We start from the raw sequence: 26,754 nt of genomic DNA on the forward strand, positions 1-26,754 counted from the left end.
GGCCCATGATTGCCGACCCGGTCGGCTCGGCGCGATCGGTGCGTGTTCGAGTTCGGTAAAGGAGACGTGAAGGGCGACCGGCCCGCCGGGCGTCAGCGCGCCACGGCGGGGCGGAACACGCTGGGTCGGACGGCGGCCGGCGTGTCACCGATGGTGGCGACGATCCGCTCGCGGGGTGCCCGCAGACGGGTCCGGAACGCGTGGTTGAGCAGCGCGTCGAGCTGCCACACCTGCTTCGGGTGGCTGGTGCGGATGAGGAACCGCTCGCGGATCCCGTCGATCGCGGTGGCGGCCAGCTCGACCGACCCCAGCCGGGGGTCCGGGCTCCAGGTGACGTTGCTCAGCTCGCGCAGCTCGGTGTTGAGGTGCAGGCGCAGCCGGTGCAGGAGCCTCGTCTGCTGGGTCACCACCAGTCGGCGGTGGGTGAGCAGCAACAGGTAGTCGCCGGTGACCGGGCGGTCGGGGCGGCTGCAACGGGTGACCAGGATGGTGGCGTCACCCGAGCCGACGCAGCGGCGGAAGACCGGCATGTGCCGACTCACAGTCTGTACGGCCAGGCCGGCCTCGGTGGCGGCCGGGAGGAACGTTCGGGAGAAGACGTCCATGACCTGCCCAACGACCTCCCCGGCACCGGTGATGTGGGTCACGTCGGAATTTTGGAAGTTCCACGCGGCACGTCGCACCGCCTGTCCGACTTCCGACCTGGACGGATGTCGGTCAGTGTTCGGGCTGAAGTGGGGTGGCGGCGAACAGCTCGGCGAGCCATCCGGGCACCGCCTCGGCGTACTCCGCGCGGGCCGGGTCGGCCGTGTCCAGGGCCCGCCGCCAGGAGAGCGACCGGCTCACCGCGCCCAGGTTCATGGCCAGGTCGGCGGCCTCGACGAGGGTACGGCGGTCATAACGATCGGTCCACGCCTCCAGGTAACCGTCGCGCAGCCGGGCCAGGCTGGCGTCGTCCGCCGACAACGCGGTGGCGTACCGGATGGAGCGCAGGGTCACCAGCAGCGTGCCGAACGGGTGCGCCACCGAGGCGTCGCCCCAGTCGAAGTAGCGGTACCCGGCCGGGCCGGCGAAGACGTTTCCGTCGTGCAGGTCGTCGTGCTGCACGGTGGCCGGGATGCCGATGTCCGCGAGCCGGCGACACCGCTGCGCGTACGCCGGAAGCTCCGCCCGCAGCCGCTCGTACGTCGGGACGGCGAGCCCGCCCTCCGCGCCGACGCGCAGGGACTCGCGATCGTCGAGTAGTTCGGCGAGCAGTCCGGGCAGCACCTCCGGGCGGTGGTCCGGTACGCCGAGGGCGACCAGTTCGTCGGCGCGTGGCGCGGTGGCGAGTTGGAGTGCCGCGTACCCGGGCAGCGCCCGCTCCCAGTGCGCCAGGTCGGGGTCGCGGCCCAGCACGTCACGCAGTGACTCGCCGCCGTCGGGAAGCAGCGCCCAGCCCCGCTCCCGGTCCACCCCGATCGGGGCCAGCACCCGCTCGGGCGCCAGCCCGGCCAGCGTCGCGATCAGGACCGCCTCGTGGGTCGTGCCCCGGTTGTTGGCCTTGAACCAGACCGGCCCGCCGTCGGTCGGCACCCGCCAGACCAGCGACCACGGCCGGACGCGGGGCTCCACCGGCCCGGTGACCCGCCGGCCAGCCCGACTCAGCTGCTCGTCCACCCAGGATCGGGCCTGCTCCTGCCACTGCACGCTGGACCAGTCGGGGGCGCGCTCGTCGGGAATCGTCGTCACGATGGCACCCTAGGCGGCGTGCCCGACGCGGGGCGAGACCATTTCCCGAGGTGCTCCTCGGCTGGCCGCGAGCGGCGAGGTCAGACCAGCTCGACGATCGTGGCGTTGGCCATGCCGCCGCCCTCGCACATGGTCTGCAGGCCGTAGCGGAGCCCGTTGTCCCGCATGTGCTGAAGCATCGTGGTCATGATCCGGGCGCCGGAGCCGCCGAGCGGGTGCCCGAGGGCGATCGCGCCACCGCGCGGGTTGAGCCGCTCCGGGTCGGCCTCGGTCTCCGCGAGCCAGGCCAGCGGCACCGGGGCGAACGCCTCGTTCACCTCGTACACCCCGATCTCCTCGATGCCCAGCCCCGCGCGGCGCAGCGCCTTCGCGGTGGCCGGGATGGGCGCGGTGAGCATGGTGACCGGGTCGTCGGCCGCGACCACTGCGGTGTGGATGCGGGCCAGCGGGCGCAGACCGTGCCGGCTGGCCCACTCGGACGTGGTCACCGCGAGCGCGGCGGCGCCGTCGGAGATCTGGGACGCAGACCCGGCGGTGACCACGCCGTCGGCGCGGAACGGGGTGGGCAGTTCGCCGAGCTTGTCCAGTGAGGTGTCCCGGCGGATGCCCTCGTCGGCCGTGAACTTGCCACCATCGGCGAGGGGCACCGGGGTCAGCTCCGGGTCGAACGCACCGGCGTCCTGCGCGGCGGCTGCCTTCTCGTGGCTGGCCAGCGCGAACTCGTCGAGCTGCGTACGCGAGAGGCGCCACCGGCGGGCGATCAGCTCGGCCCCGACGCCCTGGTTGAACGGCAGCGGTGCGTCGTCGGCGAAGCCCTCGACGCCCCGGTAGCGGGCGCGGAGCTGATCGCTGAACGGCATGCCGCCCGCCACACTGGAGCCCATCGGCACCCGGGTCATCGACTCCACCCCGCCGGCGACCACCAGGTCTGCCTGGCCGGAGAGGACTGTCGCGGCGGCGAAGTGCAGGGCCTGCTGGCTGGAGCCGCACTGCCGGTCCAGCGTGGTGCCGGGCACCGTCTCGGGCCAGCCGGCGGCGAGCACCGCGTTGCGGGCGATGTTCCAGGACTGCTCGCCGACCTGGGACACGCAGCCCCAGAAGACGTCGTCGACCTGCGCCGGGTCCAGGCCGGTGCGCTCGGCGAGAGCGCGCAGCACGTGCGCCGACAGGTCGACCGGGTGGACGCCGGCGAGGCTGCCCTTGCGCCGCCCGACCGGGGTCCGCACCGCGCCGACGATGACCGCGTCACTCATGTTTACTCCCCGGTAACTTGGGCTGCCCCGATCCTACGTCGTGCGTGGACCCCTCGTCCGCCCGCGGGGCGAGCTGCCGCGACTCCCAATAGCCGCGGACCGCTGGCATGCTGGGCGGGTGGACGAGACCTCCCCGGTGCGGCAGTGGCGGGTGCCGACGAACCTGCCGGTGGCGAAGCTGGCCGGCGCGGTGCTGCTGGTCGCCCTCGGTCTGCTCTTCGCCGACGGCGATCCGATCCGGCTGGTCGTGGCCGGTGTGGCCGCCGTCGCGCTGGCCGCCTGGGCGGTCCGGGACCTGGTGGCGCCGGTCCGGTTGGCGGTCGATCCGGCGGGGCTCACAGTCATCCACGGCTTCGCCGGCCGGCGGCTGCTGCCCTGGCCGACGGTCGAGGCGATCACCGTGGACCGCCGGCAGCGGTGGGGGGTGAGCGGCGAGGTCCTGGAGATCGACGCGGGCGAGTCGCTGCACCTGTTCGGCAGGTACGACCTGGGGACCACCCCGGAGGAGGTGGCCGCCGAGCTGCTCGCCGCCCGGCGGCACCCCTGAGCCGTCAGCTCAGCAGTTGCGCGGTGCGGAACAGGACCAGGCCGAGCAGGATCAGCAGGATGATCGCGCCGCCCACGGCCTGCACCAGCGTGCGCCGACCACGTGGCGCGTACGCGAGCACCGCCGCCATCGCCCCGCCGACCACCAGGCCGCCGAGGTGCCCGGGGATGGAGATGCCCGGCACGGTCAACGTGAACACCAGGTTGATCACCAGGATGGGGATGATCCGGGAGATGTCCCGGCCCAGCTTGCGCTCGATGATGAGCAGCGCGGCGAAGAGACCGTAGACGGCGGTCGACGCACCGGCGGTGGGCGCGTTCTGGGCGCTGAACAGGTAGGCGGCCACGTTGCCACCGAGGCCCGCGAGTAGGTAGAGCGCGCCGAAGCGCAGCGGCCCGAGGTTGGCCTCCAGCGACCGGCCCAGCACCCACAGCACCCACATGTTGAGCAACAGGTGGATCACGCCGTAGTGCAGGAACATCGCGGTGACCAGCCGATACCACTGGCCCTCGGCGATGCCGCCGAGCGTGCCGTCGGGGAGGACCGCCAGCCCGAGCACCGAACCCCAGTTGGTAAGCGGGGTGCCGTCACCCATCAGCCCGCCGAGGCCGGACCCGCCCACCACCGCGTTCCCACTCCGGGCGGAGGCGATGGACAGCAGCATGAGCAGCACATTCAGCGCGATCAGCGCCTTGGTGACGTAGCCGTGCCGGCCGGCGGCACCGCCACCGAAGGCGGTACGCGCCGGCCGGACGCTACGACGCCCCTCGTTGACGCACTCCGGGCACTGGTGCCCGACGGACGCCTCCCGCATGCAGTCCGGACAGATCGGCCGGTCGCAGCGGGTGCACCGGACGTAGGTCTCCCGACCAGGGTGCCGGTAGCAGACCGGGGTGGTCGGCGGGGACTCGCTCACCGGGCCGATCCTCCGTCCGCCATCGCGCGGCTCACCGACGCTGGCCGGCGCGGTGCTCCGGAGCGCTCAATCATGCGAGCAAAGGTACCTCGCGGGTTCGTCAGGCGGCAGACCGCTCGATCTCGACCCGCTCGATGACGACGTCCTGCAGCGGACGGTCGCTCGGGCCGGTCGGGGTGTTCGCGATCGAGTCGACGACCTTCACCGACTCCTCGTCGGCGACCTGGCCGAAGATGGTGTGCCGGTTGTTGAGGTGCGGCGTCGGGGACACCGTGATGAAGAACTGCGAACCGTTGGTGCCCGGTCCGGCGTTCGCCATCGCCAGCAGGTACGGCCGGTCGAAGCGCAGCTCCGGGTGGAACTCGTCGGCGAACTTGTAGCCCGGCCCACCCCGGCCGGTGCCGGTCGGGTCGCCCATCTGAACCATGAAACCGCTGATCACGCGGTGCGAAATGGTGCCGTCGTAGTACGGCCCGCTGCCCGGCTGACCGGTGCGCGGGTCGGTGTACTCCCGGTTGCCCTCGGCCAGGTCGACGAAGTTGCGGACCGTCTTCGGAGCGTGGTTTCCGAAGAGCTCCAGCCGGATCGGGCCAGCGTTGGTGTGCAGGGTGGCGTAGACAGCCTCGGCCACGGGTACTCCTCACTCGTTGGTCAGTTCCATGCGGATCCTCCCATGTGCCCGATCTGGCAGTGCGGAGGCATCCGAAGGTGGAGGATGACGAAGGAACAACTCCCAGGAGGTAGGACCGTGTTTGGATTCGGGCGGCGTCAGTCCCAGGGCCAGCTCGCCAAGGCAGAGCTGAACCAGAGCATCAGCCACCTGATGCAGGCAGCCAACCACGCGGCCAAGGGCGCGGGCGCGACCGTCGGTCCGCGGGTCCAGGTGGCCCGGGGCTACGTCGGGCCGGCCGCGGTGAAGGTGCGCGACCGCGCGTCGACCGGCTGGGGAACCACACTCACCACGCTGGCACCGCTGGCGGCGGCGGCCCGGGACGGCGCCACGCAGGCAGGGCCGCTGACCAGGAAGGCCAAGTCGAAGACCATGCGGATCACCGGTAAGAAGAAGCAGCCGCGCCGTCGCGGCTCGATGATGACCGGCCTGCTGGCCGCGGGCGCCATCGCCGGCCTGGCCGGTGCGGTCGCCCTGCGTCGCCGCCGGGAGCAGCAGGAGTGGGCGGAGTACGACCCGACCCGCACCCTGGAGCCGATGCGCGACGAGGTCGAGTCGATCGAGGTGCAGACGCCGGCCGCGCCGGGCGCGACCAAGGGGACCGACGGGTCCGCCATGGCCGGGATGACCGGCGCCGGCAGCTCGGCGGTGGCCGGCGGCGACAGCGCCAGCACCACCGGCACGGCCACGCCGACCAGTGTCCGCCCGACCGGCAAGGTCCCGTCGGTCGCCGAGGGCGCCACGGACGTCTCCGGGCGACCGACCGACGACCTCACCAAGGCCCTGGGCAAGGACACCGCCCGCACCAACGGCCGCCGCTGACCCCGGACACAGCAGCGCAGCGAGCGCCGGCGACGCGGGTTTCCCCGCTCGCCGGCGCTTTCGCGTCTCAGAGCCTTTCGCGCCGGCCCGCGCCGTCGCGGGTCAGAGCCAGCCGTTGCGGCGGAACCAGCGGTAGAGGGCCAGGGAGACAGCGAGCATCAGAGCCAGGGCCACCGGATAGCCGTACGTCATCTTCAGCTCGGGCATGTTGTCGAAGTTCATGCCCTCGACGCCGGCGATGGAGGTCCAGACCGCGGCGATGGCCGCCCACGCGGCGATCTTGCGCATGTCGTTGTTTTGGTCGACGGTGACCTGGGCCAGCCGCGCCTGCAGGATCGAGTTCAGCAGGTCGTCGTACGAGTTCACCTGCTCGACGGTGCGGCTCAGGTGGTCCTGCACGTCCCGGAAGTACCGCCGGATCTCCTTGGGCACATCGCGGTTGACCTGGGAGGTCAGGTTCATCAGCGGCCGCTGCAACGGGATCACCGCCCGCTTGAACTCCACCAGCTCCCGCTTCATCTGGTAGATCCGCTGAATCCGGCCGTGGCTGTTGCGGTCGAAGACCTCGGCCTCAAGCTGATCCAGGTCGTCCTCAAGCTGCTCGGCCACCTCCAGATAGAGGTCGACCACCCGGTCGGTCACGCCGTACGCCACCGCCCACGGGCCCTGGAGCAGCAACTCCTGCTTGGTCTCCAGGTCGGCGCGGACCGGGGAGAGCCGGCAGGCGTCCCCGTGCCGGACGCTGATCAGGAAGTTCGGGCCGATGAAGAGCATCACCTGACCGGTCTCCACGACCTCGGAGGTCTCGGTCAACTCGGTGTGCTCGCAGTACCGGGCGGTGCGCAGCGCCAGGAAGCTGACGTCGTTGAACCGCTCCAGCTTGGGCCGCTGCTCGGCCTTCACCGCGTCCTCGACGGCCAGCTCGTGCAGGCCGTACGTCTCCGCGATGGCGGACATCTCGGCCAGCTCCGGCTGGTGCAGCCCGATCCAGACGAAGCCGTGCTCCTCCCGGCGTGCCGCCTCCAACGCGTCCGCGTAGTTCCAGTCGCCGGGCTGCCGCTTGCCGTCGATGTAGAGCGCGCAGTCGACCACCCCGCTGCGGCCGGCGCCGGTGGGGGCCGGAGTGGGCGGCGATCCGTCGGCGTTGAGCATCCTGGTCACCGCCCGGACCGGGGACGGCCAGGCCCGGGGTCGCAGCACCCGGGACGTGTTCAGCGGGACCGTCCGGCCCCGCTCTGCCCGATCCGTCATCGCGACACCTCCCCGCGCTCGCCTGCGGCTTGCAGGCTACGCCGATGGTCGCCACCGGCAGGTGTGACGGCGGTCGCGGGTGCGGCGCCGGGCGGGCCGGGCCGCATCGGGGGGTGAAGGACGACACGGCCCACCCGGCGCCCGTGGGGGCGGGGGTTGTGCTGCACGCGTGGCCCGAGGTGGCGGCGGGGTGACCCCCGCTACACCTGACGGGTGACGCTCGCAGCATTGTGAGCCGCCGGCCGCCCGCTGGGGAGCCCCGGGACGGCCGGCATTGTCGTTCTGTCGGGAACCCGACAGAAATCAGCTCCGGACAGCCTCGACGGCCGCCGCGAGCCGCCGGACACCCTCGTCGATCTTGTCGGCCGTCACGGCCGAGAAGGCCAGCCGCAGGGCGTGCCGCCCACTGTCGAGAACGAAGTCGCTGCCCTTGACCACCGCGACACCACGCTCAGCCGCCGCCGGGGCGAGCCGGTCCACCAGCACGTCCTCGGGGAACTCCACCCACAGGAAGTAGCCGCCGTCGGGCTCCACGAACCGCGCCTGCGGCAGGTGCCGGCGCAGCGACTCGGCCAGCACCCGGGCGCGTTCGCCCAGCGCCGCCCGAACGGTCTCGATCGAGCGGTCGATGTCGCCGGAGACGCAGAACTGGTGCACGATCGCCTGCGACACCATGCCGGGCGAGATGTAGAGGCTCGTCGCGTTCTTGGCGATGTCGGCGATCAGATCCGCCGGACCGACCAGATAGCCGACCCGCACGCCCGGGCAGACGGTCTTGGTGAAGCTCGACGCGTGCACGACCACGTTGCGGGTGTCCAGCGAGAGCATCGACGGCAGCGCCTCGCCGCGGAAGCGGATGTCCGCGTACGGGTCGTCCTCGAAGATCGTGAACTCGTACTCGGCGGCCAGGTCGAGCAGTTCGCGGCGCTTCTCCAGCGACAGGGTCATGCCGGCCGGGTTCTGGTAGTTGGGGATGACGTGCGCGAGCCGGGGGCGGACCCCGGACTCCAGCAGCTTGCGCAGCTCGGCGGTGTCCAGACCGTCCGGCTGGACCGAGATGCCGTGCAGCTCACTGCCCATCCGCTGAAGGTTGAGCAGCGTGCGGTCGTACGTCGGACGCTCGACCACCACCGCGTCGCCGGGACGGACCAGGTGGTCGAAGAGGAAGGCGTCGGCCTGGAGCGAGCCGTTGGTGACCAACACCTGGTTGGCTTCCACCCCGTGCTTCTCGGCGATCCACTTCCGCAGCGGAAGGTAACCGACGGATGTGCCGTAGGCCGTGACCCCCGCGGGGTCGGCGTCGAAGGCGCGTACGGCGGCGGCCTTGAGCCCCTCGACATCGACGATGTCCAGCGAGGGCGCCCCACGGGCAAAGGAGATCAGCTGCTCGGCGGTCATGGATATTGAGCGTACGGGCGGCGGCGGGGGACGCGCGGACGGCACGGCGATGTCCGCATCCTGAGCCACCGGGACGGGTGACCCGGGTCGGCCGGTCGCCGTCAGATCAGACCGGAAGTGCGAGCGAGTCGTGCTGCGTTGCCCGGGAAAGGCCCTCAAACTGCACGCCGAGCGCGTCGAGGAGCTGGCTCCAGTCGAAGTAGGAGCGCCACGCGACGATCCGACCCCGGCGTGCCCGGACCACGTCGGCAACCTCCCAGCTCACCGAACGGCCGGTCGGAGCGACGGTGCCGTACGGCGAGTGCAGCGTGCCGGTGTGGGTGCCGGTGAGGCGCAGCTCCACGGCCGCGCCGCCGGACGTGCGCACCACGCCCAACGGGTCGACCCGCAGGTCGGCGAAAGCGCCCGTCCAGGTGCGCAGCAGCGCGGGCAGCTCGATCGGCCGGACCGTGACACCCGGCATGGCGTAGAACGCCTCCGGGGCGTACAGGTCCGGCAGCCGGGCCACGTCCCGCCGCAGAAGCATCGCGTACTGCTGCTCGATCAGGCGCTCCGCGTCACGCATCGGGCCCTCCCCCGCGGGCCACGGCATCTCCGCGCCCGCGAGGGATCCTTACCCGTCGATCCGGCCTGGCACACCTGCGCGGGTCAGGTCGTGGCGGCCACCTGACTCTCCGCCCAGACCCGCATGATGTCCCGGACCGAGATCACCCCGGCCACCTCCCGGCCGTCGAGCACCACCAGGTGCCGGAAGCCGCCCCGGGCCATCGCGGCGGCGGCCTCGGCAACCGTCCACTCCGGCCCCGCGTAGACCACGTCCCAGGTCAGGTGGGCGCCGGTGCGTTCGGTGTCGCAGTCGAGGCCCGCGCCGATGGCCTTCAACACGTCGCGTTCGGTCATGATCCCCACGCCCTCGGAGTCCGGGTCGATCACGACCGCCGACCCGACACCGCGGGCCGACATCATCCGGGCCGCCTGACGCAGCGTGTGCTCCGGACCGACGACGAGGACCTGGCTGGACATCGCTTCCCGTACCTGCATCACACATCACCCCTTTGGGACGGTGGCATTCGGTACGCACATGGTCGTCGGTGGATGTTTCCGGGACAAGACCGGGCATCGTCGCGATGCCGGGCCGCTCGCTACTGTCGAAGCGTGTCCACCGAGCCCCTGCGCTGCGCCGGCGCGCTGATCGTCGACCACGACGGCCGAATCTTCTTCCAGCGCCGCTCACCCCAGCGACGCCTGTTTCCCAATTGCTGGGACGTCGTCGGCGGCCATCTGGAACCGGGCGAGGAGATCGACGAGGCGCTACGCCGGGAGGTCACCGAGGAGACCGGGTGGCTCGTCTCCGACGTCCTCGGCCAGGTCGGCGAATACCACTACGTCGGCGACGACGGCCTGACCCGCATCGAGTACGACTTCCTGGTCCGGGTGGACGGCGACCTCGACCACCCGACGCTGGAGGCGGGCAAGCACACCGAGTACCGCTGGCTGGCCGAGCACGAAGTGACCGTGCTGGACGAGAACCGCGACGTCAACGACGGTCTGATCCGGCGGATCGCGGAGGAGGGCTTCGCCGTCCTGCGGTCGATCGATCGGTGAACACCGTCGAGCTGGCGCCGCACCGGATCGCCGGGCTGCTCGCCCCGGCCGTGGACCGGACGTTCCGCGCCGGCATGCTGGCCGGCCGCGACGGTGGCGGGGCCGAGCTGAGCCAGCGGTACGGCGGGCCGACGGCGAACGGCTTCCTGGTGGACCTGCGCACCCGGCTCGCCGCGCCGGGCGGCACCGTCGACGGGCCGGGTTTCGCGGCGATCACCCGCTACGCCGACCCGGTCACGGTCCGCCGGGCCGTGGACAAGCAGGTGGCGTACGGCATGCTCCACCGCCGCCCGGACGGGGCGCTCTCCGCCACCGAGCGGGGCACCGCCTTCCTCACCGAGCTGTACCAGGTGCACGCCGAGGTCACCGAAGAGCTGTGGGCCGGGCACGACGAACGGGTCACCCGGCTCGTGGCGGCGCTCGGCCGGCTGCTGACGTACGCCCTGGTGCTGGCCGACACCGACGGCGACCGGAACGGGTCGGCGTTCGCGGCGCTGGCGCCCCCGCACGAGCCGGACGGCACCCCGCCCGGCGTGCTGCTGCTCAACCGGCTCGGCACGCTGCGCTACCACCGGGCCGACGCGCACGCCGCCGCCTGGACGGCCGCCGGACACACCGCGTCCAGCGTCGCCGCCCTGCCCGCCGGCCCCGAGCGGCTCGCCATCGAGCTGGAGACCGACCGCCGGGCCGCCGGCCCGTACGCCGCGCTCGACGCCCAGGAGCGGCTGACCATGCTCGCCGACCTGGCGGCGCTGCCCGGCTGACCCGGTTGGCCGGAGCGGCACGGCCGGCCGGCGCTATCCTCCACCGGTGACGGGGAGCAGGACGAGGGAGGATGTCGCGATGATCGGAATGGTGCTCGCGGCCGGAGCGGGACGACGGCTGCGCCCGTACACCGACACCCTGCCCAAGGCGTTGGTGCCGGTGGACGGCGAGACGACGATCCTGGACATCGCGCTGGGCAACCTGGCCGAGGTCGGGCTCACCGACATCGTGATCGTGGTCGGCTACGCGGCGGACGCGGTCCGCGAGCGGCAGGCCGACCTGGAGAAGAAGTACGGGGTCACGCTCACCCTGGTGCACAACGACAAGGCCGAGGAGTGGAACAACGCCTACTCCCTTTGGCTGGCCCGGGAGTACTTCGCACGCGGGGTGCTGCTGGTCAACGGGGACACCGTGCACCCGGTGAGCATCGAGAAGACCCTGCTGGCCGAGCGCGGCCCGGGCATCCTGCTCGCGGTGGACACCCTCAAGCCGCTGGCCGAGGAGGAGATGAAGACCACCTTCGACGCCGCCGGCCAGCTCACCCGGATCACCAAGATCATGGATCCGGGCGAGGCGTACGGGGAGTACATCGGCGCGACGCTGATCGAGCCGCAGGTCGCCGACGCGCTCGCGGACGCGCTGGAGGCGACCTGGCGGCGGGACCCGAACCTCTACTACGAGGACGGCTACCAGGAGTTCGCCGACCGGGGCGGGGAGGTGCGGGCGGCGCCGATCGGCGACGTCCCCTGGGTCGAGGTCGACAACCATGCCGACCTGGCCCGCGCGCGGGAGATCGCGTGCCGCTACTAGCTCGGAGCGTCCTCACCCCGCTGCACATCGACGTGCGACGCGGGGCGGTCGCCGACCTGGGCGCGATCCTGGCCGACGGGCGGATCTCCTCCGGGGGCGACGTCGCGGTGGTGGTCGGTCCGGGTCAGGGCGCGCAGATCGCGGAGCTGATCCGACCGTCCCTGCGGACCGCCGACGTGTTCACGGTCGCCGGGGCGACCCTGGACGCCGCCGACGACCTCGGCGGCAAACTTCGCGCCCGGTCGTACGACGCGGTGGTCGGGATCGGCGGCGGCAAGACCATCGACGTGGCCAAGTACGCGGCCACCCGCCGAGGGCTGCCGATGGTGTCGGTGGCGACCAGCCTCGCCAACGACGGGATCGCCTCCCCGGTGGCCAGTCTCATCACCGAAGGGATCAAGGGCTCCTACGGAGTGCACATCCCCATCGCGGTGATCGTCGACCTGGACTTCGTGGAGAGCGGCCCGGACCGGCACAACCGGGCCGGCATCGGCGACGTGATCAGCAACATCAGCGCCCTGGCCGACTGGGAACTGGCCCGGCAGGTACGCGGTGAGCCGGTCGACGGGCTGGCCGCCTCGCTGGCCCGGGCGGGCGCCGAGGCGGTGCTCAACCACCCGGGCGACATGACCGACGACGCCTTCGTCACCGTGCTGGCCGAGGCGCTGATCTCCAGCGGCCTGGCGATGGCGGTCTGCGGCAGCAGCCGACCGGCCAGCGGCGGCTGCCACGAGATCATGCACGCGGTCGACTCGCTCTTTCCCGGCACCGCCTCGCACGGTGAGCTGGCCGGGCTGGGTGCGCTGTTCTGCACCTGGCTGCGCGGAGACCTGCGCCGCTTCGGGGAGATGTCGGCCTGCCTCGCCCGGCACGGCCTGCCCCGACTCCCCGCCGAGGTGACGCTCACCGACGACCAGTTCGTCGAGGCGGTGCAGTTCGCTCCGCGTACCCGACCGGACCGGTACACGATCCTCGAGCACCTGGCCCTGTCGCCTACCGAGACGCGGGAGCGGCTGGCAGACTACGCCGGTGCAATCCGCGACCAGCTTGGCTGACCCCCGTCCCACCGTCGCCGACTTCCACCGGGTGAACCGGGGCGGCGGCCTGTTCAGCGAGTCGATCAGCCAGTGGCTGGGGGCCGTCTTCGCACTGGTCGCGCAACGCCTCGGGCTGCGCCCGACCGCGCTGACCATCACCAACCTGGTGCTCGGGCTGGCCACCTCCGTCACCGTGGTGGCGCTCGCCGGGCCGGTCGCCGACGGGGACGTACCGGCCTGGGTGGTCGGCCTGCTCGCCCTGGTCGGCTGGCAGGTCGCGTACTCCCTGGACTGCGCCGACGGGCAGCTCGCCCGGGTGACCGGCCAGGGCAGCGCGGCCGGCGCCCGCGTCGACGTGCTCTGCGACGTGGCCGCGCAGATCGCCCTGGTGGCCGCCCTGGCCGCCACCGCCGTGGCACAGGAGCCGTCGACGCCGACCTGGCTGGTGGCGACCTTCGCCGGCACCTGGATGGTCAACCTGGTGACGTCGGTGATGCAGGCCGGCCCGAACGCGGCCAGCATGGTCACCTCGACCTCGCTGCCGGTACGCCTCGTGAAGCTGGTGCGCGACTACGGCGCGGTGGTCTTCGTGGCGGCCCTGGTGCTGGCCGTGGCCCCCGCGCTGGTCCTGTGGGTGATCATCGCGTTCACGATCGTCAACGGTGGCTTCCTGCTCGCCAGCATCGCCTTCTCCGCCCGCGCCTCGCTGCGCTGACCTCCCGCCCGCGCCACTCCCAGACCGGTGCCAAGGGTGTTCGAGTCCTCCTTTGCTCTGCTTCAGCCCAGGAAACACGTGGCGTCCGATATCCGGACACCGGGTGTTTCCTCCGCTGAAGCAGAGCAAAGGGAGCGAACAGTAGGTGCTCTCCTCCCGCGCTCCGGAGTTACGGCGTTACGGCGTGGGCCATCCCCGCGTAGATGTCGATGAGCTGCTTGGTGACCACGTCCGGGTGGAAGGTCCGCTCGTAGCGGGCGCGGGCGGCCAGGGTGAGCCCGGACGCGCCGGCCCGGGCCACCGGCAGGGCTGCCGCCAGCGCGGCCGGCTCCGGAGCCACCACCCAGCCGGCCTCGCCGAGGCCGATCCCGGCCGGCATGACCGGCCCGCCGCCCCCGGCGACCGCCGAGGCGGTCTCGGCCGGGCCGGTGCCGGCGGGCTCGTGCGGGGCGTCCGCTCCGACGAGGTATGGAATGCCGCCCAACGCGGTGCCGAGCACCGGCCGACCGCTGGCCAGCGCCTCGATGATCACGGTCGGCAGTACGTCGTGCCACATCGAGGCCGCGATCACCACGGCGCTCGCCTCGACCGCGGCGCGTACCCCGGCGCGGTCGAGCTGACCGAGGTAGACCACGTCGGGTCGCTCGGCGGCGGCGGCCTCCACCAGCGGGCGCAGCTCGCCGTCACCGGCCACGCGCAGCGTGCCCAGGGTGCCCACCGGATGGCGACGCCAGGCGTCCAGCAGCAGGTCGACACCCTTCTCGGGCGAGAGCCGGGCCATGTAGAGGAAGCCGTCACCCAGCGGGGCCGGCCGGCCCGGATCGGGTACGGCATTCGGCTTCACGACGATCCGGTCGTCCGGAATGCCGTAATCGTGGAGGTGGTCGGCGATCGCCGTGGTGAGCGCGATGAACCGGTCCACCGAGCGCCAGGTGCCCCGGTGCACGGCCAGGGTGGTCGCCATCAGCGCGCTCTGCGCCGTCGAGTCGCGGTAACACCGGTGCTTGATCGCCGGCACGCCCAGCGCCCGACCCTTGCAGTCCTGGCAGATCACCCCGTCCCGGAAGTAGATCCCCGACGAGCAGACCTGCCGGTAGTTGTGCACCGTCTGCACCACCGGCACGCCGTGCCGGTGCGCGGTCCGCACCACCCACGGCGAGATCAGAGGGTACGGGTTGTGCAGGTGCAGGACGTCCGGGCGGTGCTCGGTGATCAGCCGGCTCAGGTCCTGCTGGGCACGCGGCGCCCAGATCGGCGAGATCGGCAGCAGCGCCTTGGCCGCCTTCGACATCGACGGGATCTCGTCCGAGCTGCGGATGAAGGGCAGCACCTCGACGCCGGCAGCGGTGAGCTGAGCGATCTCCGAGTCGACCATCGTGTTCTCGCCGGAGGGCTGAGCTTCCCGGTACCGGTTGTGCGCCACCACGATTCTCACGGGAAAGAAGGCTACCGTTGGCTGGTGCCCGAACTACCGGAGGTTGAGGCGCTCGCGGGTTACCTGCGGCAGCGCGCGGTGGGGCGGCGTGTCGACCGGCTGGAGATCGCCGCGATCAGCGCCCTGAAGACGTACGACCCGGCACCCGCCGCGGTCGCTGGTCGGGCGGTGGTCGACGCCCGCCGGCACGGCAAGTTCCTCGACGTGGTAGTCGAGGGTGATCTGCACCTCGTGGTGCACCTGGCCCGGGCGGGCTGGCTGCACTACCGGGAGGCGTTTCCCGCCACGACGCCGCTGCGACCCGGCAAGGGCCCGATCGCGGTGCGCGTCCGCCTCGACGACAGCTCCGGCTTCGACCTCACCGAGGCCGGCACCCAGAAGAAGCTGGCCGCGTACCTGGTCACCGACCCGGCCGCAGTGCCGGGGGTGGCCAAGCTGGGCCCGGACGCGCTCGCCGCCGACCTGCCCACCTTCGCGGAGCGGCTGCGCAGTCGGCGCGGACAGGTCAAGGGGGTGTTGACCGACCAGTCGGTGCTGTCCGGGGTGGGCAACGCGTACTCGGACGAGATCCTGCACGCCGCGAAGCTGTCCCCGTTCGCGATCACCGACCGGCTCACGGACACCCAACTCGCCACCCTGCACGCGGCGACCCGCCAGGTGCTCGGTGACGCGGTCGAGCGGTCCCTCGGCCAGCGTGCCGCCGAGCTGAAGGGTGAGAAGCGGTCCGGGTTGAAGGTGCACGCCCGCACCGGGCTGCCCTGCCCGGTCTGCGGGGACACCGTGCGCGATGTGTCGTTCGCCGATTCGAGCCTGCAGTACTGCGCGACGTGCCAGACGGGCGGCAAGCCGCTCGCTGACCGAAGGTTGTCCCGACTTGTACGGTGAGTAATTGCACTCGGCGACTACGGAGCGGAATCGGCCAGACTGAGCCGAAGCTCCCGTCCACCGTTCTCGCCACACGCGCATCCATCGGTATAGTGGCCCGGTCCCCGGCTTCTGAAATGGTGCGGAGCCGGCCAGATCCCGCCGGCACCATCGGTCGCCAATCTCCTTCGGGGCGACGACCGGTCGGAGCCCGCGTGGGAGACTGGGACGGTGGGCGACCCGGGCCCTCACGCCGAGTGAGCGGCCCGTGTCATGCGGGAGGACATGGGTGAGGTGACGGCAAGCCTCCAGCGCCCGGTATCCAACGAAGGCCGGAGCAGACTCGTGCGGCACGTCGACAGCTTCGAGATCCAGCCGCCGACGCCGCCGTCACACAACGGCGTCCCTCGGTCGGCGTGGGCCAGGGCGCGACGCCGTGTCTCCCGCTGGCACCGCCCCTACACCGCCATCCTGCTGCTGCTCGACTTCGGCGCGGCGGCGTTCGCCAGTTGGATCGCGATCCAGCTCTTCGACCAGGCCGCCTCCGGCTTCTCCGGCACCAACCAGGATCCGACCTGGTTCCACACCGTCTCCTACCTGCTGTTGCCGCTCGGCTGGGTGGTCATCCTCTGGAGCAACCGGGCGTACGACCGGCGCTATCTGGGGCTCGGGCCGGACGAGTTCAAGCGGGTCATCCGGGCCGCCGTCACGGTCGCGGCCAGCGTCTCCTTCCTCGCGTTCGCCACCAAGACCGCGCTGTCTCGCTGGACGGTCGGCACGGCACTGCTCGGGGCGCTCCTGCTGATCCTGTGGGGCCGCTTCGTCGCCCGCTGGGCGCTGCACTACATCCGCCGGCGGGCCGGCCAGGCGGCACACCGGATGGTGCTGGTCGGCACCCTGCCGGAGTGCCTGGAGGTCTACGCGGCGGTCACCCGCAGCCCGAACGCCGGGCTGGTCCCGGTCGCGATCCACATCACCGACGGGTACGCGGCGGCCCGCGGGGTGCCGACCCCGGTGCCGGTGCACGCCGGCCGCGACGTCCTCGCCCTGGTCCGCGAGGTCGGTGGGGACACCATCGCCGTCTGCGGGTCGGCCAGCGCCGAGCCGGGCGAACTGCGCCGGCTGGCCTGGCAGTTGGAGGGCTCCGGCGTCGACCTGGTGGTCGCACCGCAGTTGACCGACATCGCCGGCCCTCGGGTGCACATCCGGCCGATCGAGGGTCTGCCGCTGCTGCACGTCGAGGAGCCGACCCTCTCCGGGCCGGCGCTGCTGGCCAAGAACCTGATGGACCGGGTCGCCGCCGGCCTGGGCCTGCTGCTGTTGATCCCCCTCTTCGTCGCCATCGCCGTGGCGATCCGCATCTCCGACCCCGGGCCGGTGTTCTTCCGCCAGCCCCGGGTGGGGCACGAGGGGCGCACCTTCCGGGTGTGGAAGTTCCGGACCATGTACGTCGACGCCGAGGACCGGCTGGCCAGCCTCACTGACCAGAACGAGACCGACGGCATGCTGTTCAAGATGAAGCAGGATCCCCGGGTCTTCCCGGTGGGTCGCTTCCTGCGGGCCTCGTCGCTGGACGAGCTGCCGCAGTTGATCAACGTGCTCTGGGGTGAGATGTCGCTGGTCGGGCCCCGCCCGCTGCCGGCCGACGACGGCGACTTCCTGGGCGACGTGCGGCGTCGCCTGCTGGTCCGCCCCGGCATGACCGGTCTCTGGCAGGTCTCCGGCCGCTCCGACCTGTCTTGGGACGAGGCCGTCCGGCTGGACCTCTACTACGTCGACAACTGGTCGCTGGCGTACGACCTGAGCATCCTGTGGCGCACCGTCGGGGTGGTGCTCGCCCGCAAGGGCGCGTACTAGCGCGGAGGGCCGCGAGCCGTCAGGATCGCTGCGTGGGTGGCAACCTCTCCGCCGTCGTCGGCGTCGTCTCGCTGGTCACCGCGCTCACCGCGGCCCTGCTGGCGGTGCTGCGGCTGCGCGCCCGGCGCGGCATCGCCACCGCCACCCAACGGGCCACCTACGAGGTGCTGCACACCGCCGGGCTGGCCGCCGAGCCGTTGCGGGCGGGGCTGAGCGCGGCGGGCGCGACGAAGGCCGTACGCCATCTGCGGGCCCTGGTGGGCGCGGTCGGGCTGGCGCTCACCGACGCCGACGAGGTGCTCGCCCTCGACGGGCGCGGCACGCACCACGGTGAGCAACTGCTCGCGGCGGCCCAACGCTCGGTGGCCACCGGGCGCTCGACGGTGCTCGGGGAGTCCGACCTGCGGTGCGACCGGGTCGACTGCCCGATCCGCGGGGCGGTGGTCGCGCCCCTGCACGGGGCGGACGCCCGCGTGGTCGGCGCACTGGTGGCGATCGCCGACGGCGTGCCGGCGCCGGGACTGGTCCAGGCCACCCTGGAGACGGCGCACTGGGCGGGCAACCAGCTCGCCCTGGCCGAGCTGGACTCGTCACGGGAGCGGCTGGCGAGAGCGGAGGTCCGGGCGTTGCGGGCGCAGATCAGCCCGCACTTCATCTACAACGCGTTGACCGCGATCGGCTCGTTCGTCCGCACCGACCCGGAGCGGGCCCGGGAGTTGATCCTGGAGTTCGCGGAGTTCACCAGGTACTCGTTCCGGGCGCACGGGGAGTTCACCACGCTGGCCGAGGAGCTGCGGTCGATCGACCGGTACCTGACGATCGAGCGGGCCCGGTTCGGGGACCGGTTGCAGGTGCGGTTGCAGATCGCCCCGGAGGTGCTGCCGGTGACGCTCCCGTTCCTCTGCCTTCAGCCGCTGGTGGAGAACGCCGTCCGGCACGGGTTGTCCCGCAAGCCGGGCACGGGCATGGTGAGCATCGAGGCCCGGGACGCGGGCGCCGAATGCCACATCACGGTGGAGGACGACGGGGTGGGAATGGATCCGACCACGCTTACCGCCGGCATCGCCGAGCTGGCCCGCAGCACCGGCGACCCGGGGGACGACCCGGGTCAGCACGTCGGCCTCTCCAACGTCGACGAGCGACTGCGGTCGGTCTTCGGGGACCGCTTCGGTCTGGTCGTCGAGACCGGGCTGGGCTCGGGCACCCGGGTGAGCATGCGGGTGCCGAAGTTCCACCCGGGCGTACGGGCCGGCTCGTGACCACCGGCTTCCTGCGGGTGCTGGCGGTGGACGACGAGCCGCCCGCGCTCGACGAGTTGGCGTACCACCTGCGGGCCGACCCCCGGGTGGCCCGCCTGCACACCGCCGGGGACGCCACCGAGGCGCTGCGGCTGCTACGCGACGGTGACGTGGACGTGGTCTTCCTGGACATCCGGATGCCCGGCCTGGACGGCATGGAGCTGGCCCGGGTGCTGCGCCGGTTCGCCCGGCCGCCGGCGATCGTGTTCGTGACCGCGTACGACGACGGGGCGGTGGACGCGTTCGACCTGGGTGCCACGGACTACGTGCGCAAACCGGTACGCGCCGAACGGCTGGCCGAGTCGCTGCGCCGGGTGATCGGCTCGCGGGTGGTGCCGTCGCATCCGGCGGCGCTGGCCCGGGCCGAGGAGGACCCGACCATCCCGATCGAGTTGGCCGGCACCACCCGGATGCTGCCGCGCTCGGCGGTGCGCTGGGTGGAGGCGCAGGGCGATTACGCCCGGCTGCACACCGCCGAGGGGTCGCACCTGGTGCGGGTTTCGCTGGCCACGCTCGCCGAGCGGTGGGCGGACGCCGGTTTCGTCCGGGTGCACCGGTCGTACCTGGTGCAGTTGAAGTTGATCGCGGAGCTGCGCCTGGTGAACTCCGGGTACGTGGTGGTGGTCGACTCCACCGAGCTGCCGGTGAGCCGACGGCACACCCGGGAGCTGAAGGACAAGCTGGTCAGGGCGGCGAAGCAGGACTGGAGTCGCTGAGGCGGGAAAGCTCCCGGCCCTCCCGTACGTTGTACGATAGCCGATACGACAACCGGGAGGCCGCCGTGCACGAGACTCCGTTCGACGCCGAGACCGAGTTCGACCGCCAACTCGACCACCTGGTGCGACTGGGCTATCCGGCCCTGGCCGGGATGCCCGAGAGCGCCTTCCGTGACCTGGTCGCGCCGCTGCGGGCCCGCGCGGTCGACGGCGCCGCCGGCCTGCCCGCGCCCACCGACGCCCAGGTGCCGTTCCTGCTGGTCGTCACGCGGGACCTGGTCGGGGTGGAGCCCCGGCTCGCGCTCACCACCCTGGCCGGCAAGCGCAAGCCCGGCTTCCTCGACCGGCACTACGCCGAGGGCGACCTGCCGCGCTTCGACCCGATCAAGGAGCTGGAGGTGCCCGCCGGGCCGGCGTACCTGCTCTTCGACGTCGACCGGGGCGAGGAGTTCCGCAACCTCGCCCCGGCCGCGGCGATGGAGGGCATGACCGCCCAGGATCGGCTGCCGCTCACCATCGACGAGGGGCTCGCCTTCATCACGCTTCATCCGGAGGCGCTGGCCAGCAACAGGTGCTTCTCGCTGGTCGGCTCCCGGTGCGGTGACAAGCGGGTGCCCGCCCTGTGGATCAGCCAGGGCGCCCCGAAGCTGGGCTGGTGCTGGTACGGCAATCCGCACACCTGGCTCGGCTCCGCCTCGGCCCGCCCGGTACGCGTCGGCCTGGAGTAACCGGCGCACGGGCCACCCCGACGGCTCGCTCGGTCGTCCACAAGGAGGCTCGGGGGTTCGCCGAGGCCACCTGTCATGGCCCTCGGGTTATCCACAGGGGTGAACCGTTCTCCACAGGTTATTCACAATGCCACCCACTGATCTCCACGGTGGCTCCCTACAGTCAGACCCCATGAAGGAACGCCGGGTCCTGGTCGTCGAGGACGAACGCACCATCGCCGAGTCGGTCGCCGCCCGACTCCGCGCCGAGGGTTTCGCCGTGGAGATCGCCACGGACGGCCCCAGCGCGGTCGAGCGGTTCCGGACCGGCCAGCCGGACCTCGTCGTCCTCGACGTGATGCTGCCCGGCTTCGACGGCCTGGAGGTGTGCCGGCGGATCCAGGCCGTCCGGCCGGTGCCGGTGCTGATGCTCACCGCCCGCGACGACGAGACCGATCTGCTGGTCGGGCTCGCGGTCGGCGCGGACGACTACCTCACCAAGCCGTTCTCGATGCGCGAGCTGGCTGCCCGCGTACACGTGCTGCTGCGCCGGATGGAACGGGCCGCGACCCCCGCGCCACCCGCCATCCGGCTCGGCGACATCGAAATCAACGAGGCCGAGCGGCGGGTTCGGCGCTCCGGCGCGGACGTGCACCTCACACCGACCGAGTTCGACCTCCTGATCCACCTCGCCGGTCGGCCCCGCACCGTGCTTCCCCGGGAGCGGCTGCTCGCCGACGTGTGGGGCTGGGCCGAAGGCACCGGCACCCGCACCGTGGACAGCCACGTCAAGGCCCTGCGGCGCAAGCTCGGCGCCGATCTCATCCGGACCGTGCACGGCGTCGGGTACGCCCTGGAGGTGCCCGCGTGACCAACCACCGGGTGGTGGACTGGCTGGACCGGGCGCTGCCTCGCCCGCTGGACCCGGTCCGCTCGATCAAGATGAAGCTCGGCGTCCTGCTGGTCGCCTCCTGGGCGGTGGCCATCGGCTACTTCTGGTACGGCATCGGCTGGCTCCCGCCGGGCACGTCGATCACCGTCATCTGCATCGCGCTGGTCACCTCGCAGGTGCTCGCCCACGGGATGACCTCGCCGCTGCGCGAGATGACGGCGGCCGCCGGGGCGATGGCCCGCGGCGACTACACCCGTCGGGTGCGCGCCACCTCCCGCGACGAGGTGGGTGAGCTGGCCCAGGCGTTCAACAAGATGGCCGAGGACCTGCACGCGGCGGACCAGCGCCGGCGCGAGCTGATCGCCAACGTCTCCCACGAGCTGCGTACGCCGATCACCGCCTTGCAGGGCGTACTGGAGAACATGGTGGACGGGGTGGCCGAGCCGGAGCCGGCGGCCCTGCGCGCGGCGCTGTCCCAGACCGAACGGCTCGGCCATCTCGTCGCCGACCTGCTCGACCTGTCCCGTCTCGACGCCGGGGTGGTGCCGCTGCGCCGGGTCCGCATTGACGTGGGGGACTTCCTGGACGAGGCGGTGGAGCACGCCACCGCCAGCGCCGCCGGAGCGGGGCTCGACGTGGACTTCCGACTCCGCGAGTTGGCGGTGCCGCTGACCGTGCGCGCGGACCCGTGGCGGCTGCACCAGGTGTTCGCGAACCTGCTGGACAACGCGGCGCGGCACAGCCCACCCGGCGGCACCGTGCGGGTGAGCGCCGAGGAACACGCCGGCCAACTCCACGTCGAGGTGAGCGACGAGGGGCAGGGCATTCCAACGGCCGAGCGTTCCCGGGTGTTCGAGCGGTTCACCCGCGGCGACCGGGCGGCCGGCGGTGGGACCGGCCTGGGCCTGGCCATCGCCCGCTGGGTCGTCGAACTGCACGGCGGTCAGATCGGGGTCCTCGACCCGACCGGAGCCGCCAGAAACTCCCAGCCCGGTTGCCGCATCCGGGTCACCATCCCGAGCAACGGGCCACACCGAGAAGAGGCCGCATGACCAGCCCCGGCAGCACGTCCGCACCGGCCACCGGACCGACCGGACCGCAGCCCACCCCGCCCGCCCAGGCCTCCCAGCCCGGCCAGCCCGCTCAGCCCGGCCAGGCCGCCCAGCCCGGCCAGGCCGCCCAGCCCGGCCAGGCCTGGGTCGGCCCCGGGCCGACGCCTCCGCCGACGGCCGGCCGGCCCCAACCCTGGCCACCGCAACCCTGGCCGGCCCAGCCCGTCCGACCACGGCCACCGTCGCTGCTCGCGCGGTGCTGGCCGGGGCCGACCGGCACCGCCCATCCGCTGCTCCTGGGCGTGTTGACGGCGGCGGCGGTCGTCGGCGCCTCGGTGCTGACTGTGGTCCGGCCCGGATTGGGCTGGCTGGTCGCCGCATTGGCGGCCACCGCCGCGCTCGCCACCGCCAAAGTCGTCGTCCGGTCCGGCACGCCGTCCGCCGCAACCGACCTGACCGAACGCGCCGCGTCCCCTGCACCGGATCCCCGACCGGGACTGCCGCCCAGCGCACCGGGCGCACCGCCGCTGACCACTGCGCCCGCTGCGGCCACCGCCGAGTCGACCTCCGCCGGCACGCCAGCCGCAACTGCGGGAGCCACCACCCTCGCGTCGACTCCGGACGCCGCCACGACTGCCGCCACCAGCGCCGCACGGCCACCGGCGGCCACGCCGGCCCCGCCAGCCGCGACGGCTGCGCCGACTCCCTCCGCGGCCACGCCAACCGCTGCACCGGCTGCAACCGCCGTGCCGGCTGCAACCGCTGCACCGGGTCCAACCGCTCCGGCGGCTCCAACCGCCGTGCCGGGTCCGACCCCGGCGGCGGCTTCGTCAGGGGCCGCGACCACCGTCCGTCCCGGTGCCACGGGGGCACCGGGGCGGGCGGCGCAGGTCGCCTGGGCTGCCGCGACGGTCGCGCTGATCGCCGTCGGCACGGTCCGGGCCGCCGGTTGGCTCTTCGTGCTCTGCCTGCTCGCCGCCGCGGTGACCGCGACGCTCGCGGTGACCGGTGGCCGGACCCCGTTCGGGATGCTGCTGGCCGTGACGCTGCCGCCGGCCGCGACGGTCCGAGCGCTCCCCTGGGCGGTACGCGGGCTGCACCGCACCCGCTCGTCCGGGCCCGGGATCGGGCGGATCGTGACCAGCCTGGCGATCTCGGTCGGTCTGCTGACACTGTTCGGCCTGCTGTTCTCCTCCGCCGACGCGGTCTTCGCCGATCTGCTGGCGGGCCTCCTGCCGGACATCTCGCCGGGCGGTGTGGTCGGCTGGGTGGTACGCCTCGGGCTGATCGGCCTGGGCCTGCTCGGCGGCGCGTACCTGGTCAGCCGGCCGCCCGACCTGGACAGTCTGCGCGCGAAGCCGGGCCGGCCGGTGCACCGGCTGGAGTGGGCCCTGCCGCTGGTGCTGCTCGACGCCCTGTTCGCCGCCTTCGTACTGGTGCAGTTGACCGTGTTCTTCGGAGGCGCGGGGCACGTGTTGCGTACGGCCGGCCTCACCTACGCCGAGTACGCCCGGAGCGGGTTCTGGCAACTGCTCGCCGTCACCGCGCTCACCCTGCTGGTGATCGCCGTCGCGGCCCGCCGGGCACCGAAGGCCACCGGTGCCGACCGGCTGCTGGTCCGGGTGCTGCTCGGTGTGCTCACGGCACTCAGCCTGGTCGTCGTCGCCTCGTCGCTCTACCGCATGCAGGTCTATGCCGACGCGTACGGCGCCACCCGTCTGCGGCTCTTCGTGGCGACCGTCGAGCTGTCGCTCGGAGTGCTCTTCGTCCTGGTCGGCGTGGCGGTGGCGCGGCTACGGGCCGACTGGCTGCCCCGACTGGTGATCGGCACCGCGGTGCTGGCGCTGCTGGGGTTGGCCCTGGTCAACCCGGACCGACTGATCGCGGACCGGAACGTCGACAGGTACCTCGAAACCGGCCGCCTCGACCTCACCTACCTCTCCGGGCTGTCGGCCGATGCCGTACCGGCCCTGGCCCGGCTGCCCGAGCCGATGCGGACGTGCGCGCTTCGGGGGATCGCCTTCGAGCTGCCCGAGGACGGCTTTTGGGCGACGAACCTCGGCCGGGAACGGGCCCGGTCCGTCCTGGACGCGACCCAGGTGACCAGCAGCGCGGCGAACTGTGCCGCTCAGCTGCGCTGGTGAGCGCGAACGCTTGACAATCGCGCTGGGCGGGCAAGACTGCCGGGGTGGCCGAGCAACTGTCTGACGTGGGGTCGGGCGGTGCGGTACCGCCGCCCCGGCGCGCCCGGATCGTGTTGGCCGACATCACCCGGCGGGACACCCGCTCCGAGCGGACCCGCGCCGAGTTGGCCCAGCAGACCCAGGTCGGCGAGGCGCTGGTTCGCGGCCTGGTCCGTGCCCAGCTCGCGCTGGCGTTGCGGCTGTCGCTGGTGGTCGTCATCGGGCTGGGCGGGCTGCCCTGGCTGTTCGCCATCGCACCGTCGCTCGGCCGGACCACCGTGGCCGGCGTCAACCTGCCCTGGCTGCTGCTCGGCTTGGTCTCGTTCCCGTTCCTGATCGCCGTGGGTTGGGCGTACGTGCGGCTGGCCGAGCGCAACGAGCAGGACTTCACCGACCTGGTGCAGCGGCCGGAGCGCTGACGTGGGCAACGACTACGTGGTTCCGGCCATCGTCGCGGTCACGCTGGTCACCGTCGGGATCGGCTTCTACGGGCTGCGGCTGGCACGGACCACGTCCGACTTCCTGGTCGCGTCCCGGGCGATCAGTCCGACCTGGAACGCCGCCGCCATCGGCGGGGAGTACCTGTCGGCCGCGAGCTTCCTCGGCATCGCCGGCCTCGTCCTCAAGTACGGCGTGGACGTCCTCTGGTATCCGGTTGGGTTCGCCGCCGGCTACCTGGCCCTGCTGCTGTTCGTGGCCGCGCCGCTGCGCCGCTCCGGCGCGTTCACGCTGCCCGACTTCTGCGAGCTGCGGCTGGGGTCCCGTCGCCTGCGCATCCTCGCCACGGCTTTCGTGATCTTCATCGGCTGGCTCTACCTGGTGCCGCAGTTGCAGGGCGCCGGGCTCACCCTGGCCACGGTGGCCGGCTCCCCGTACCCCGTGGGCGCCCTTCTGGTGGCCGCCGTGGTCACCGCGAACGTGGCGCTCGGCGGGATGCGGGCGATCACCTTCGTCCAGGCGTTCCAGTACTGGCTCAAGTTGACCGCTCTCGCCGTACCGGTGATCTTCCTGGCGTTGCAGTGGCAGGCCGACGGCCGCCCGGCGGTGACGCCGCCCGACGGGCCGACGTTCCGGGCCGCGACCACAGTCGTGGTCGAGCACCGCGCGACCCTCACCCTGGCCGACGGCGACATCCGAGAGGTACGCCCCGGCGACGAGCTGTCCTTCGCCGCCGGTGACCCGGTGCCGGAGGTGTCCGGGGTGGCCACCGACGCGGGGGACTGGTTGCTGCCCAGCGCGGCCGGCGACGACGACCGGGGCCTGTTCGGGACGTACTCCCTGATCCTGGCCACGTTCCTCGGCACGATGGGCCTGCCGCATGTGCTGGTCCGTTTCTACACCAACCCCGACGGCGCGGCGGCGCGGCGGACGACGCTTGTGGTCCTGGCCCTGGTCGGTGCCTTCTATCTGCTGCCCACCCTGTACGGGGTGCTGGGCCGGATCTACACACCGCAGCTGCTCGTCAGCGGGCAGACCGACGCGGTGGTGGTGTTGCTGCCCGGCGCGGCCCTCGGTGACGGGCTGGTCGGGCGGCTGCTCGCCGCGCTGGTCGCGGCGGGAGCGTTCGCGGCTTTCCTCTCCACCTCGTCGGGGCTGCTGACCAGCGTCGCCGGGGTGATCTCGACGGACGTGCTCGGCCGGGGCTCGGTGCGCGGCTTCCGGCTGGCCACCATCATCGCCGGGGGCGTGCCGACGGCGCTGGCCCTGCACGTCTCCGGGCTGGACGTGTCCCAGGTGGTCGGGTTGGCCTTCGCGGTCGCCGCGTCGAGCTTCTGCCCGCTGCTGGTGCTCGGCATCTGGTGGCGAGGGCTGACCGACCTGGGCGCCGCCGCCGGTGTGCTGGCCGGCGGCGGGGCGGCGATCGGGGCGGTGCTGGTCACCGTGCTCGGCCCGCCGCTGTCGGGCTGGCCCGCCACGCTCACCGCGCAGCCTGCCGCCTGGACGGTGCCGCTGGCGTTCACCGTGATGGTCGCGGTGTCCATGGCGACCCGCCGACGGGCGCCGGCCGACGTCGCCGCCACCATGCTGCGCCTGCACACCCCCGAAGCGTTGCGCCTGTGAGGCAGCGCGCCTAGTTGATCCACTCCAGATCGGCGAGGTGGGGGCATCCGGACGTCTGCACAGCCCCACCTCGGCGATATGGCGACGGCAACGCTCACCGGGGCGGGGTGGCGGCGCTGTAAGGCTACGAACTCCGACTCGGGGATGACCCCGGGTCCATCCGCCGCCG

28 protein-coding genes are annotated in these 26,754 nt (G+C 72.5%); 17 read left to right on the forward strand and 11 right to left on the reverse strand.

Annotated elements, in window-relative coordinates:
• Positions 1-92: 92 nt before the first annotated feature.
• The 3 genes from ABZU46_RS13620 to ABZU46_RS13630 form a co-directional block, all read right to left on the reverse strand.
• The gene (locus ABZU46_RS13620; protein WP_354857365.1) at positions 93-605 is read right to left on the reverse strand and encodes a hypothetical protein; all 513 of its coding nucleotides are present in this window, start codon (positions 603-605) and stop codon (positions 93-95) included.
• A 112-nt stretch (positions 606-717) separates the two neighbouring features.
• Positions 718-1,731, reverse strand: a complete 1,014-nt coding sequence (locus ABZU46_RS13625; RefSeq protein ID WP_354857298.1) for an aminoglycoside phosphotransferase family protein — start codon at positions 1,729-1,731, stop codon at positions 718-720.
• Positions 1,732-1,811: 80 nt separating this feature from the next.
• On the reverse strand, positions 1,812-2,984 hold the full coding sequence (locus ABZU46_RS13630; protein ID WP_354857300.1) for an acetyl-CoA C-acyltransferase: 1,173 nt from the start codon (positions 2,982-2,984) through the stop codon (positions 1,812-1,814).
• Between the two features lie 118 nt (positions 2,985-3,102).
• On the opposite strand from ABZU46_RS13630, the gene ABZU46_RS13635 reads away from it, so the two are divergent.
• Positions 3,103-3,531: a PH domain-containing protein gene (locus tag ABZU46_RS13635; protein ID WP_354857302.1), complete on the forward strand. Its 429-nt coding sequence runs from the start codon at positions 3,103-3,105 to the stop codon at positions 3,529-3,531.
• A gap of 4 nt (positions 3,532-3,535) precedes the next feature.
• Here the strand turns inward: ABZU46_RS13635 and ABZU46_RS13640 are convergent, their stop codons facing one another.
• Both ABZU46_RS13640 and ABZU46_RS13645 read right to left on the reverse strand, forming a co-directional pair.
• Complete coding sequence (locus ABZU46_RS13640; protein ID WP_354857304.1) at positions 3,536-4,447, reverse strand: rhomboid family intramembrane serine protease; 912 nt, start codon at positions 4,445-4,447, stop codon at positions 3,536-3,538.
• A 100-nt stretch (positions 4,448-4,547) separates the two neighbouring features.
• Positions 4,548-5,078 (reverse strand): peptidylprolyl isomerase, encoded by a 531-nt coding sequence (locus ABZU46_RS13645; RefSeq protein WP_354857306.1) that lies wholly within the window; start codon positions 5,076-5,078, stop codon positions 4,548-4,550.
• Between the two features lie 84 nt (positions 5,079-5,162).
• On the opposite strand from ABZU46_RS13645, the gene ABZU46_RS13650 reads away from it, so the two are divergent.
• Entirely contained in the window at positions 5,163-5,939 is a 777-nt protein-coding gene (locus ABZU46_RS13650) for a hypothetical protein (RefSeq protein ID WP_354857307.1), read from the forward strand.
• 102 nt (positions 5,940-6,041) lie between these two features.
• Here the strand turns inward: ABZU46_RS13650 and corA are convergent, their stop codons facing one another.
• The 4 genes from corA to ABZU46_RS13670 all read right to left on the reverse strand — a co-directional run bounded on the left by corA (position 6,042) and on the right by ABZU46_RS13670 (position 9,629).
• A complete protein-coding gene (gene corA, locus ABZU46_RS13655) occupies positions 6,042-7,190 on the reverse strand; it encodes a magnesium/cobalt transporter CorA (RefSeq protein ID WP_354857309.1) in 1,149 nt (382 codons plus the stop codon).
• Between the two features lie 303 nt (positions 7,191-7,493).
• Positions 7,494-8,588, reverse strand: a complete 1,095-nt coding sequence (locus ABZU46_RS13660; protein ID WP_354857312.1) for a PLP-dependent aminotransferase family protein — start codon at positions 8,586-8,588, stop codon at positions 7,494-7,496.
• A 106-nt stretch (positions 8,589-8,694) separates the two neighbouring features.
• On the reverse strand, positions 8,695-9,153 hold the full coding sequence (locus ABZU46_RS13665) for an ester cyclase (protein ID WP_354857315.1): 459 nt from the start codon (positions 9,151-9,153) through the stop codon (positions 8,695-8,697).
• 83 nt (positions 9,154-9,236) lie between these two features.
• Entirely contained in the window at positions 9,237-9,629 is a 393-nt protein-coding gene (locus ABZU46_RS13670) for a CBS domain-containing protein (RefSeq protein ID WP_354857317.1), read from the reverse strand.
• 114 nt (positions 9,630-9,743) lie between these two features.
• Here ABZU46_RS13670 and ABZU46_RS13675 point away from each other — a divergent pair, with 114 nt between their 5' ends.
• The 5 genes from ABZU46_RS13675 to ABZU46_RS13695 all read left to right on the forward strand — a co-directional run bounded on the left by ABZU46_RS13675 (position 9,744) and on the right by ABZU46_RS13695 (position 13,520).
• Positions 9,744-10,193, forward strand: coding sequence for an NUDIX domain-containing protein (locus ABZU46_RS13675; protein WP_354857320.1), 450 nt, complete (start codon positions 9,744-9,746; stop codon positions 10,191-10,193).
• Positions 10,190-10,957: a hypothetical protein gene (locus ABZU46_RS13680; protein ID WP_354857323.1), complete on the forward strand. Its 768-nt coding sequence runs from the start codon at positions 10,190-10,192 to the stop codon at positions 10,955-10,957. Before ABZU46_RS13675 ends, ABZU46_RS13680 begins: the two co-directional genes overlap by 4 nt.
• Before the next feature lie 79 nt (positions 10,958-11,036).
• A complete protein-coding gene (locus ABZU46_RS13685; protein ID WP_007453659.1) occupies positions 11,037-11,768 on the forward strand; it encodes a phosphocholine cytidylyltransferase family protein in 732 nt (243 codons plus the stop codon).
• Positions 11,756-12,823 carry an iron-containing alcohol dehydrogenase family protein gene (locus tag ABZU46_RS13690; RefSeq protein WP_354857326.1) on the forward strand — a complete coding sequence of 356 codons (1,068 nt, stop codon included), beginning with the start codon at positions 11,756-11,758 and terminating at the stop codon, positions 12,821-12,823. The genes ABZU46_RS13685 and ABZU46_RS13690 overlap by 13 nt, the downstream gene beginning before the upstream one ends.
• The gene (locus tag ABZU46_RS13695) at positions 12,798-13,520 is read left to right on the forward strand and encodes a CDP-alcohol phosphatidyltransferase family protein (RefSeq protein ID WP_354857328.1); all 723 of its coding nucleotides are present in this window, start codon (positions 12,798-12,800) and stop codon (positions 13,518-13,520) included. Before ABZU46_RS13690 ends, ABZU46_RS13695 begins: the two co-directional genes overlap by 26 nt.
• Before the next feature lie 169 nt (positions 13,521-13,689).
• Here the strand turns inward: ABZU46_RS13695 and ABZU46_RS13700 are convergent, their stop codons facing one another.
• Entirely contained in the window at positions 13,690-14,955 is a 1,266-nt protein-coding gene (locus ABZU46_RS13700) for a glycosyltransferase (RefSeq protein WP_354857330.1), read from the reverse strand.
• A gap of 24 nt (positions 14,956-14,979) precedes the next feature.
• On the opposite strand from ABZU46_RS13700, the gene ABZU46_RS13705 reads away from it, so the two are divergent.
• From ABZU46_RS13705 to ABZU46_RS13735, 7 genes are all read left to right on the forward strand, one after another.
• Positions 14,980-15,840, forward strand: a complete 861-nt coding sequence (locus ABZU46_RS13705) for a DNA-formamidopyrimidine glycosylase family protein (RefSeq protein ID WP_354857333.1) — start codon at positions 14,980-14,982, stop codon at positions 15,838-15,840.
• 264 nt (positions 15,841-16,104) lie between these two features.
• Positions 16,105-17,676 (forward strand): sugar transferase, encoded by a 1,572-nt coding sequence (locus ABZU46_RS13710; protein WP_354857367.1) that lies wholly within the window; start codon positions 16,105-16,107, stop codon positions 17,674-17,676.
• A 32-nt stretch (positions 17,677-17,708) separates the two neighbouring features.
• On the forward strand, positions 17,709-18,935 hold the full coding sequence (locus ABZU46_RS13715) for a histidine kinase (protein ID WP_354857335.1): 1,227 nt from the start codon (positions 17,709-17,711) through the stop codon (positions 18,933-18,935).
• A complete protein-coding gene (locus ABZU46_RS13720) occupies positions 18,932-19,690 on the forward strand; it encodes a LytTR family DNA-binding domain-containing protein (RefSeq protein WP_053651534.1) in 759 nt (252 codons plus the stop codon). The genes ABZU46_RS13715 and ABZU46_RS13720 overlap by 4 nt, the downstream gene beginning before the upstream one ends.
• Positions 19,691-19,755: 65 nt before the next feature.
• Positions 19,756-20,418 carry a DUF5701 family protein gene (locus ABZU46_RS13725; RefSeq protein ID WP_354857339.1) on the forward strand — a complete coding sequence of 221 codons (663 nt, stop codon included), beginning with the start codon at positions 19,756-19,758 and terminating at the stop codon, positions 20,416-20,418.
• A gap of 172 nt (positions 20,419-20,590) precedes the next feature.
• Complete coding sequence (locus ABZU46_RS13730) at positions 20,591-21,268, forward strand: response regulator transcription factor (protein WP_266247291.1); 678 nt, start codon at positions 20,591-20,593, stop codon at positions 21,266-21,268.
• A complete protein-coding gene (locus tag ABZU46_RS13735; protein ID WP_354857341.1) occupies positions 21,265-22,341 on the forward strand; it encodes a HAMP domain-containing sensor histidine kinase in 1,077 nt (358 codons plus the stop codon). Before ABZU46_RS13730 ends, ABZU46_RS13735 begins: the two co-directional genes overlap by 4 nt.
• A 91-nt stretch (positions 22,342-22,432) precedes the next feature.
• Here ABZU46_RS13735 and ABZU46_RS13740 read toward each other — a convergent pair whose 3' ends face one another.
• Complete coding sequence (locus ABZU46_RS13740; protein ID WP_354857343.1) at positions 22,433-23,059, reverse strand: hypothetical protein; 627 nt, start codon at positions 23,057-23,059, stop codon at positions 22,433-22,435.
• Between the two features lie 82 nt (positions 23,060-23,141).
• Between ABZU46_RS13740 and ABZU46_RS13745 the strand changes: the two genes are divergently transcribed.
• From ABZU46_RS13745 to ABZU46_RS13755, 3 genes are read left to right on the forward strand one after another with little or no spacing between them, the layout of a single operon-like run.
• Complete coding sequence (locus ABZU46_RS13745) at positions 23,142-24,485, forward strand: DUF4173 domain-containing protein (RefSeq protein ID WP_354857346.1); 1,344 nt, start codon at positions 23,142-23,144, stop codon at positions 24,483-24,485.
• 44 nt (positions 24,486-24,529) lie between these two features.
• Complete coding sequence (locus ABZU46_RS13750) at positions 24,530-24,943, forward strand: hypothetical protein (protein ID WP_354857349.1); 414 nt, start codon at positions 24,530-24,532, stop codon at positions 24,941-24,943.
• Between the two features lies 1 nt (position 24,944).
• Positions 24,945-26,585 carry a cation acetate symporter gene (locus ABZU46_RS13755; RefSeq protein ID WP_354857351.1) on the forward strand — a complete coding sequence of 547 codons (1,641 nt, stop codon included), beginning with the start codon at positions 24,945-24,947 and terminating at the stop codon, positions 26,583-26,585.
• Positions 26,586-26,754: the final 169 nt, after the last annotated feature.

Origin of the sequence: Micromonospora sp. NPDC005197 (assembly GCF_040608295.1) — a bacterium.
Lineage (GTDB): Bacteria > Actinomycetota > Actinomycetes > Mycobacteriales > Micromonosporaceae > Micromonospora.

What these genes read in the sequence shown, in the direction of transcription:
- ABZU46_RS13660 (WP_354857312.1), bottom strand. Translation starts at nt 8,588, where the DNA reads ATGACCGCCGAGCAGCTGATCTCCTTTGCCCGTGGGGCGCCCTCGCTG.
- ABZU46_RS13665 (WP_354857315.1), bottom strand. Translation starts at nt 9,153, where the DNA reads ATGCGTGACGCGGAGCGCCTGATCGAGCAGCAGTACGCGATGCTTCTG.
- ABZU46_RS13730 (WP_266247291.1), top strand. Translation starts at nt 20,591, where the DNA reads ATGAAGGAACGCCGGGTCCTGGTCGTCGAGGACGAACGCACCATCGCC.
- ABZU46_RS13650 (WP_354857307.1), top strand. Translation starts at nt 5,163, where the DNA reads ATGACGAAGGAACAACTCCCAGGAGGTAGGACCGTGTTTGGATTCGGG.
- ABZU46_RS13630 (WP_354857300.1), bottom strand. Translation starts at nt 2,984, where the DNA reads ATGAGTGACGCGGTCATCGTCGGCGCGGTGCGGACCCCGGTCGGGCGG.
- corA (WP_354857309.1), bottom strand. Translation starts at nt 7,190, where the DNA reads ATGACGGATCGGGCAGAGCGGGGCCGGACGGTCCCGCTGAACACGTCC.
- ABZU46_RS13710 (WP_354857367.1), top strand. Translation starts at nt 16,105, where the DNA reads ATGGGTGAGGTGACGGCAAGCCTCCAGCGCCCGGTATCCAACGAAGGC.
- ABZU46_RS13620 (WP_354857365.1), bottom strand. Translation starts at nt 605, where the DNA reads ATGGACGTCTTCTCCCGAACGTTCCTCCCGGCCGCCACCGAGGCCGGC.
- ABZU46_RS13685 (WP_007453659.1), top strand. Translation starts at nt 11,037, where the DNA reads ATGATCGGAATGGTGCTCGCGGCCGGAGCGGGACGACGGCTGCGCCCG.
- ABZU46_RS13670 (WP_354857317.1), bottom strand. Translation starts at nt 9,629, where the DNA reads ATGCAGGTACGGGAAGCGATGTCCAGCCAGGTCCTCGTCGTCGGTCCG.